The sequence below is a fragment of the Sporomusa acidovorans genome (assembly GCF_900101845.1).
In the GTDB taxonomy this organism is placed as follows: Bacteria; Bacillota; Negativicutes; order Sporomusales; family Sporomusaceae; genus Sporomusa; species Sporomusa acidovorans.
Map to the genome: position 1 here is coordinate 25,274 of NZ_FNAM01000054.1, position 7,742 is coordinate 33,015.

Genomic DNA, 7,742 nt, shown 5'->3' on the forward strand with positions numbered 1-7,742 from the left:
CCTGGTTATTTTACTGAATTTAGATATCAAGAACAAAATAGTAGAAAAGGATCTTTTCCTGATCTTCTACCACTAGCACGATTCATTAGAACTGTCACCGAGATTTTTCACCCCTAACCGTTCACGCTCCTTGGTAATAAAACCGATAAAGTCGGACATCAAACGCGCCGCCAAATAACAAGTAGTACCGCTGGCGTCGTCGTAGGGAGGCGCCACTTCCACAAAGTCAAACCCCACGATGTGCCCAAGCTTAGCCACGCCCTCCAAAAGATCGCTCATTTCGTCATAATAAAGTCCGCCATGCATCGGCGACCCGGTGCCGGCCGCTATGGAATAATCCATGACATCAATATCGATGGTGACAAAATAACGCTCTCCCTTAGGCAAAAGGTTCAAGGTTTCTGCAATACCCAACCTGCGAATTTGCCGGGGTGACAAAATCAGATCACCATAGGCTTTGGCCTCTGCAAAATCCGATTTTCTACTGCTGCCAATCCCGTGAATCCCCAGATGCGCCATTTTATCCACATAAGGCAAGAGAGACATCTGCCGGCAGGGGCTGCCGTTACTGAAACGCTGTCCACCGCGGTTGTCCGTCCAATCAAGATGCGAGTCAAAGTGCAGAACGTGAAAGGGACCCGCGGCGCTCAGACCCCGGGCAACAGGAATCGTAATCGAATGATCCCCGCCCATAACGACAGGCATCGCTCCCTGCGCGATAATTTTGCGTACTGCCGCTTCAATGTTAGCAAAGCTGGCCTGCAAATCGCCTGGTACTAAATCGGCGTCACCACAGTCTACGATCTTCCATTTGTCGGTGCTGATATAGAAATCATCCCGCTCAGGATCATAGGAACCCTCAGGGCTATAGCTAAAGCGTGTCGATTGCAGCCGTATACCTCTTGGCCCCAGTCGTGCCCCTGATCTCCCCTGGATGGAAATATCGCAGGGAGCGCCAAGAATGGCAATATCGGCATGTAATTGATTCATATCCGTACAAAGCGGTGTTTTCGCAAAAGTAGCAATCCCTGTAGGCGCTAAATTTACGGCCTGCGTCACACTAAAATTATCCATAAGGACCTCCTTAAATTGCCATAAAAAATCATAAAGCAAGCCCAGTATCCAAGTTGAACACTGGGTTTATTTATCCCGCAGCAGCTATACCGCTCGGTTAACGAATAATTACTTCTCCACTAGTTTTCCTATGAGTTTTCCAACACCTTGCTTAAAAACTCTTTGGTGCGCGGATGGCTGGGACAGGCAAAAATTTTATCCGGTTTGTCATGTTCAATAATGACACCCTTATCCAGAACAATGACTTCATCGGCTACATCTTTGGCAAAGCGCATTTCATGGGTCACAATGGCCATGGTCATGCCTTCTTTCGCCAATTGTTTCATAACCTGCAATACTTCCCCTACCATCTCCGGGTCAAGCGCCGATGTTGGTTCATCAAACAGCATCACCTTAGGCTGCATGGCAAGCGCCCGGGCAATGGCAACCCGCTGCTTTTGCCCGCCTGATAAATGATAGGGAAGCACCCGGGCTTTATCTTCCAGGCCAACTTTTTGCAGCAGGCTCACAGCCAGCGCTTCCGCGTCCTGGCGATTCATATTTTTCAAGGACATCGGGGCCATGGTGATATTCTGCAACACGGTCTTGTGAGGAAATAAATTAAACGACTGGAACACCATGCCAACTTCCTGTCTGGTTTTATTTAATTCCTTTTCAGGGATTTGCACGGATTTACCGCCAATCATTTTCCGCCCCATCGGTTTGCCGTCAATGGTAATCTCACCTTCACTATAAGTTTCCAGATAGTTGATGCACCGTAAAAGGGTGCTTTTCCCCGAGCCGGACGGACCAATAATGACCACGACCTTGCCTTGTCCGATCGTAAGATTAATATCCTGCAACACATGATGGTCACCAAAATATTTATGCAAACAAGCAATATGGATCATTGCAGTTCTCCTCCTGTGCGGAAGTGTTGCTCCAGCTTCATGCCGAGATAGCCGATCAGATTGTTAAACAAATAGTACAGGACCGCGATTGCCAGTAAGAATTCGATCGTGCGGTACGTGTCCGCAATCAGGATATTGGCTTGTCTGAACAATTCAACAACCGTAATCGTCGACAGCAAGGAAGAGTTTTTCGTCAAAGAAATAAATTCATTGGTCAAGGGAGCCAGCATGCGAAAAAAGGCTTGCGGAATAATGATCTTGATCATGGTCTGTGTATAAGAAAAACCCAAAGACCGCCCTGCTTCCATCTGCCCTTTATCAATCGACTGAATGGCGCCGCGAATAATCTGCGAAGCATAAGAACCGCTGTACATTCCCAAGGCAATCACACCGGAAATCCAGGCGACCGTATCAATATGGAACAAGATAGGCAGACCGTAATACAGCAAAAACAACTGTACCAACAGCGGGGTCGCCCGAAACCAGGATAAATAGGCCAGGGAAAAGTACCGATACGGCTTTATACTGGAAAGCTGCCCAAAAGCAATGATCGTACCGACCACGAGGCTCAGCATAAAACCCGCCACGGAGAAAAAAATAGTCGACATGAGACCATACAGCAAAAAATGCACATTTTTTCCTAAAAACACAACCGAAAAATCAAATGACATGATCATTCCTCCGTATAATTAGGGGCAGATAACCTGCCCCTCCCCTAATTACTCAAACCATTTTTTCTCAATCGCAGCATATGTGCCGTTATCTTTCAGCTTTTTGATTGCGGCGTTAATTGCTTGTGTTAATTCCACATCATCTTTACGCAGCCCATAGCCGTAGAATTCTTCCGTCAGCGTATCCGGCAACACCTTTACCGTACCTTTTTCCTTGGCATAGGTCTTAGCTGCCGGCAAGCCTGTCACAACGGCATTGACTTTGCCTGTTTCCAGTTCCAGGAACATCTCATTGTTGGTTTCCACTTTAACCAGCGTAATGTCCGGGTATTTTTCCTCTAAGAATTTCGCCGACTTGGTGCCAACCTGTACAGAAACCTTTTTGCCCTTCAGATCGCCGACACCCTTGATGCTGTTATCCTCTTTTTTGACCATAATGGACAAACCGCCCGGAAAATAAGAATCGGAAAAATTAATCGTTTGTTTCCGTTCATCAGTAATATACATCGCGGAAACAATGACATCAAATTTTTTCGCCAATAAACCGGGAATGAGTCCTTTAAACTCAGTATCCACATATTCCACCTTATCGGCGCCCAGTTCTTTAGCCACCGCTTGAATCAGTTCGATATCAAAGCCTTCATAATTGCCGTTATTTTTATATTCGAAAGGTTTAAAAGTAGCATCCGTACCGACGGTAAGCACCTTTGTCTTTTTGATTTTATCCACGACACTGTCATTTTTCGCAGTAGGCGTACTGCTTGAACATCCTGACATCAGAAAAGTGAAAACAACAATTGCCAGCAAAGTTACCAAAAATTTTTTCATGAATATCATCCTTTCAGCTATGTGTTCTTGTGTTCTATCTAAACGAAAACTAGAAAAATTTTCGTTATTGCCGCGGTGCCGGTAAAATAAAAAAACGCCGCCAGACAACCACCTTGTAGTGACTGCCATTGCTAAACGCCGTTGTTTACAATGCCATTCTCAGGGCTATTCCATTAATTGCTTATAATAACTACGGTTTTTGGCTTCCATGGTTTCCAGCCTGTCCAGCCGCTGTTCCAACCCCTCGATTTTTTGCGCCACATCGCGCAGCAGGAAATTCAGCAGCAGCATCGGTGTACTGTAAATATCAAAAATAGAGGAGATGGTGATGGGCACAAGCAGCACGAGATCAGCTAAATAGGAAACCGGGGAAACCATACTGTCTGTGATGGCGGCAATAGTAAACCCCTCCTGCTTTAATTCCTGCATTTTACTGACGAGCATAGTAGGATACCGTGGGAACGCAAGGGTAAAAATCAACGTTGTATCAGGCTGCCGCAGGTGCACAGTGTCCCATAACGGATTTCCCGGCTGAAGCTGCACCACATTATTTCTGATTTTATTGAGAATATAGGCGGCATACGGCAGCAGCGTGGCCGACATTCGGGCGGATAATAACACAATCTCCGGCGCTGTTGCCAGCTTGCCCACCAGTTGTGTATAGGCCGGCTGAGATAAAATCGCCTCCAATTCATCAATATTTTTGTGTTCTCGGTTGAGGATACTGCGAATTTTATTATTGCTTTTATTCTGTGATAGGTACTGCAATCTCTGTGGCGCCGCTATTTCTTCGCTAACAAATTTTTGCAGGCTGCGCAAAAAATCATTGAAACCGTAATAGCCTAAAGCCCGGCAAAAACGCGAGACACTTCCCTGACTGATATTGGCCTCATGCGCCACTTCTCCGGCTGTCATAAAAATCATCCGCAAATAATTTTTTTCGATATAATGGGCCAGCTTTTCGTAAGTGGGCGAATCATTGGCAATATCCATCATCTTTTGCAGTAAATTTTTCAGATCGGTACTGTTAAATTTTTGTTTCATAAATACCTCTTTTCATACCTATGAATAATGATTTCATTCATGGATAAAAAGATAATAATACAATCATCAATTTTTGCATAAAAAAAAGCGTTTAGCGACTATTACGTCTCTAAACGCCCTTGTTTAGATCAATTAATGTTTGTTAAATAAAAGTTACCATACTCAATGTACTTTGTCAATGAAGTTTAATAAAAATTCCCTAGAAGAAGCAAGGGGTCTACAGAATTATTTGTAATTACACCAAAAATTACTACGAAGGATATATGTGCTCTCCTTTTAAAGGCATGACACATTCCTTAAAATCGCAGCCCACTTGGCCGGGGCGATAAGTGGAATTAGGTTCAGTTGATTCATGTTTAACATGAAATATGTCGTTATGACTTTCGCCATAAGCTTAAAATTTCAGCCATGTTTTTTTCAGCATTAAGATTATTTTGTACTCCATATTGTGACCAGGACGGATTATCAATAGCTTTTTGCACATCAATAATAATTAAGGCGGTTTCTAGTAGCCGCCTCTAGAAGAATAGTTTTTACTAAGCTATGACAAATTGTTTTTTTACTGCCTAACTGAGGCGCTTTCTAAAAATAAGTATACGTTTCCCCAGGATGTAGGCGTCTTATCCAAATCGATCTCCAATGTTTCCAAAAATCTTGCGGTCATCATATAATGACCAATTAGCAATGTTAGCTCGGCAAGCTCGCCTTCACTCAAATACTTCTTGGTCGCTTCAAAGGTATCCTTTGACACCTTAACTTGACTGACACTTTCATCAATAAATTTTAAAATCACTGCCATACGCTGATCAAAATATTGATAATTATTCCGAGCAATCGCATCAATATCTGCCGCACTCCACCCTTGTTGCATGGCTAAATGCCTGTGTTGCATTAACTCATATTCTGATTTGCTCATGTAAGCAACCCTTAAGATAACAAACTCCCTATCTTGGGCTGACAAATATGTATCACACAAAGCGGCCCCCAGCTCGGCATATCCATGAGTACTATTCTTTGTTTTCAATAAACCACAGAATAAATTTGACGGGAATCGATCATACTCCGCTTTTTGTTTTGATGTCATGTCGTCTTGATTAACTAACTTTATTCTGGCCATACTTGCTCACCACCATTTTCATCAATAATTGCAACCGGGCGCACCCAGCCTGCTGAAGCTTTATAAATATTGACTGGCAATGCAATAACCTGAAAACCTGTTGGCGGTAGCTTATCTAGATTACCTAGTTTTTCTATCTGACAATATGGACGGATACGGCCGGCAAAATGACCTTCCCAAATGGTTGACGGATCCTCTGTCTCTTCAAATCGTTTCCGCATAAAATTAAATGGAGTATCCCAACTCCATGCATCTGTACCAACCAATCGAACACCGTGCTCGGTTAAATACAAAGTTCCCTCCCTGCCAACGCCGCAACCACTATCCAGGTAATTATCATCACCGTATCTTTCCCCTGCTGTCGTATTTACCAGAACAATATCTCCGGGTTGCAGCTCATATTCAATTCTCTCCAATTCCTCCTTAATTTCATCAGCAGTGACAACATGACCATCCTCAAATTTACGAAAATCCAATTTAACCCCTGGACCAAAGAACCAATCTAATGGTATCTCATCGATAGTTGGCATTGGATTACCACTATCATCAAAGGCATGATAATGGTATGGCGCGTCAATGTGTGTTCCCGCGTGAGTATTAATTTTCAAATTTTCAACTGCCCAGCCCTGTTCGTTAGGCAAATCCTTGATATTCAAGCCTGGAAAAACAGATACCATCTGATGTGCTCCGGCTGCATGATCCGAATAATAAATTTGGGGAAGCTGTGTTTCGGGATCAGAAGCAATTCCGGCTTTTATGGGTACCGATAAATCAATTATTTGTTTTTTCTTCATTGCTCATTTCTCCTTTTGCAAAAATCCAGCTCACAAAACTAATAATATACCTCCATTTTATACTAGTCAATATACGTTTCGTGTTATTTAATATATATTTTTATATCAAAAAAAACTTAATATTTTAAATATATATATTTTCTCTCGTTTTTAATATAATATAATTGATTTTCTTTTTAGATGAGTTAGATAAAGGAGTCGCCTACTTTGAAATCGATCGAAAAACAAGTTCTAGGACTTATTGATATTGCCATTAAAGTGCAGGTTAAGGAACTTATTGATATTTATGAGGTTAGAGGCTACAAAGAAATTACAATTCGTAATACACTTTCTCAATTAAAGAAAATTAAAAGTATCGAATCAGTCTCTCGTGGCACATATCGAATTACCGAATATGGCCAGAAAGCAGCTAAAAGTTTAAATAATAAACGTCAACATATACATGAACCATTTGATAATAGCTGGTGTGTAGTTATCATGCAAATCCCTGAAAAGCATCGTAAGCAAAAAGATGCTTTCAAGTTGATTATTACTGACTTAGGCTTTGCGCAATATTATAGTAATATCTATATTTCACCGTGGAATTACGAAACAGCGATCCGTACCTCTCTAGAAAAATTGGGACTAAAAGAATACGCAAATATCATAAAAGGCTCTTTTTCAATGACACCTGTTACATCTGAACAGGCCTATAGATTATGGAATATTCCCAAATTGGAAAATTTATACAAACAAGAAAAGCAATGGATTACCAAAAATTTCCCAAATATAGAAAAGACCATCCACGATTCGGATGATCTTACGTTATTTAATAGCTATCTTGATTTAGACGAACATGTTGACAATATATTGCTACAAGATCCGTTTCTCCCCATACCGTTATTGCCAAAAGATTGGATTGGCAATCGGATTCTTAAGCTATTGACCAATCTGCATGATTTAATTGGCAATAAGCTCCGTCAAAACAGTCGGTATTGCAAGTTCATAAAAAAATAGAATACACATATTGAAGGGAATTTTAAACAATGTAGCTAATCATCTGAGGAAAGATTAATATCCGTTTGAATCCAGGCATATTAGCATACTGAGTAATCGGTCATGGAAGGAGAGCAAAAAGAACTTCTCTTTTCTTAAACCACAAGAACTCTACCAAATTAATGAAAATTTGGTAGAGTTCTACTTTTTTGACCACTATCAATGATACACTTCCCCTTGGATCTTTCGAGATCAGCGCAAATTGGTTTCTTCTCGCTGCTTCATACCTGGGCGCAAGACTTACACTATCATCCGCACATTCATACCGTAGTACTGGCAGGTGGCCTAA

Annotated in this window: 8 protein-coding genes and 1 pseudogene; 2 read left to right on the plus strand and 7 right to left on the minus strand. The window is 41.8% G+C overall.

Annotated elements, in window-relative coordinates; all coding sequences use genetic code 11:
- Window positions 1-72: 72 nt before the first annotated feature.
- The 7 genes from BLR65_RS24700 to BLR65_RS24730 all read right to left on the minus strand — a co-directional run bounded on the left by BLR65_RS24700 (window position 73) and on the right by BLR65_RS24730 (window position 6,418).
- The gene (locus tag BLR65_RS24700) at window positions 73-1,074 is read right to left on the minus strand and encodes an agmatinase (RefSeq protein WP_093796850.1); all 1,002 of its coding nucleotides are present in this window, start codon (window positions 1,072-1,074) and stop codon (window positions 73-75) included.
- 128 nt (window positions 1,075-1,202) lie between these two features.
- Complete coding sequence (locus BLR65_RS24705; protein ID WP_093796852.1) at window positions 1,203-1,964, minus strand: amino acid ABC transporter ATP-binding protein; 762 nt, start codon at window positions 1,962-1,964, stop codon at window positions 1,203-1,205.
- On the minus strand, window positions 1,961-2,635 hold the full coding sequence (locus BLR65_RS24710) for an amino acid ABC transporter permease (RefSeq protein WP_211285295.1): 675 nt from the start codon (window positions 2,633-2,635) through the stop codon (window positions 1,961-1,963). The genes BLR65_RS24705 and BLR65_RS24710 overlap by 4 nt, the downstream gene beginning before the upstream one ends.
- A gap of 48 nt (window positions 2,636-2,683) precedes the next feature.
- Window positions 2,684-3,463 carry a transporter substrate-binding domain-containing protein gene (locus BLR65_RS24715; protein WP_211285294.1) on the minus strand — a complete coding sequence of 260 codons (780 nt, stop codon included), beginning with the start codon at window positions 3,461-3,463 and terminating at the stop codon, window positions 2,684-2,686.
- A 165-nt stretch (window positions 3,464-3,628) separates the two neighbouring features.
- Window positions 3,629-4,507: a MurR/RpiR family transcriptional regulator gene (locus tag BLR65_RS24720; RefSeq protein ID WP_093796854.1), complete on the minus strand. Its 879-nt coding sequence runs from the start codon at window positions 4,505-4,507 to the stop codon at window positions 3,629-3,631.
- 559 nt (window positions 4,508-5,066) lie between these two features.
- Window positions 5,067-5,624 (minus strand): carboxymuconolactone decarboxylase family protein, encoded by a 558-nt coding sequence (locus BLR65_RS24725; RefSeq protein WP_093796856.1) that lies wholly within the window; start codon window positions 5,622-5,624, stop codon window positions 5,067-5,069.
- Window positions 5,612-6,418, minus strand: a complete 807-nt coding sequence (locus BLR65_RS24730; RefSeq protein ID WP_093796858.1) for a cyclase family protein — start codon at window positions 6,416-6,418, stop codon at window positions 5,612-5,614. The genes BLR65_RS24725 and BLR65_RS24730 overlap by 13 nt, the downstream gene beginning before the upstream one ends.
- Before the next feature lie 207 nt (window positions 6,419-6,625).
- Between BLR65_RS24730 and BLR65_RS24735 the strand changes: the two genes are divergently transcribed.
- A complete protein-coding gene (locus BLR65_RS24735) occupies window positions 6,626-7,414 on the plus strand; it encodes a PaaX family transcriptional regulator C-terminal domain-containing protein (protein WP_093796860.1) in 789 nt (262 codons plus the stop codon).
- A 234-nt stretch (window positions 7,415-7,648) separates the two neighbouring features.
- A pseudogene (locus tag BLR65_RS31655) lies at window positions 7,649-7,742 on the plus strand (transposase); the annotation flags it as partial.

Coding starts and splice junctions, on each gene's coding strand:
- BLR65_RS24700 (WP_093796850.1), bottom strand. CDS start 1,074: ATGGATAATTTTAGTGTGACGCAGGCCGTAAATTTAGCGCCTACAGGG.
- BLR65_RS24705 (WP_093796852.1), bottom strand. CDS start 1,964: ATGATCCATATTGCTTGTTTGCATAAATATTTTGGTGACCATCATGTG.
- BLR65_RS24710 (WP_211285295.1), bottom strand. CDS start 2,635: ATGTCATTTGATTTTTCGGTTGTGTTTTTAGGAAAAAATGTGCATTTT.
- BLR65_RS24715 (WP_211285294.1), bottom strand. CDS start 3,463: ATGAAAAAATTTTTGGTAACTTTGCTGGCAATTGTTGTTTTCACTTTT.
- BLR65_RS24720 (WP_093796854.1), bottom strand. CDS start 4,507: ATGAAACAAAAATTTAACAGTACCGATCTGAAAAATTTACTGCAAAAG.
- BLR65_RS24725 (WP_093796856.1), bottom strand. CDS start 5,624: ATGGCCAGAATAAAGTTAGTTAATCAAGACGACATGACATCAAAACAA.
- BLR65_RS24730 (WP_093796858.1), bottom strand. CDS start 6,418: ATGAAGAAAAAACAAATAATTGATTTATCGGTACCCATAAAAGCCGGA.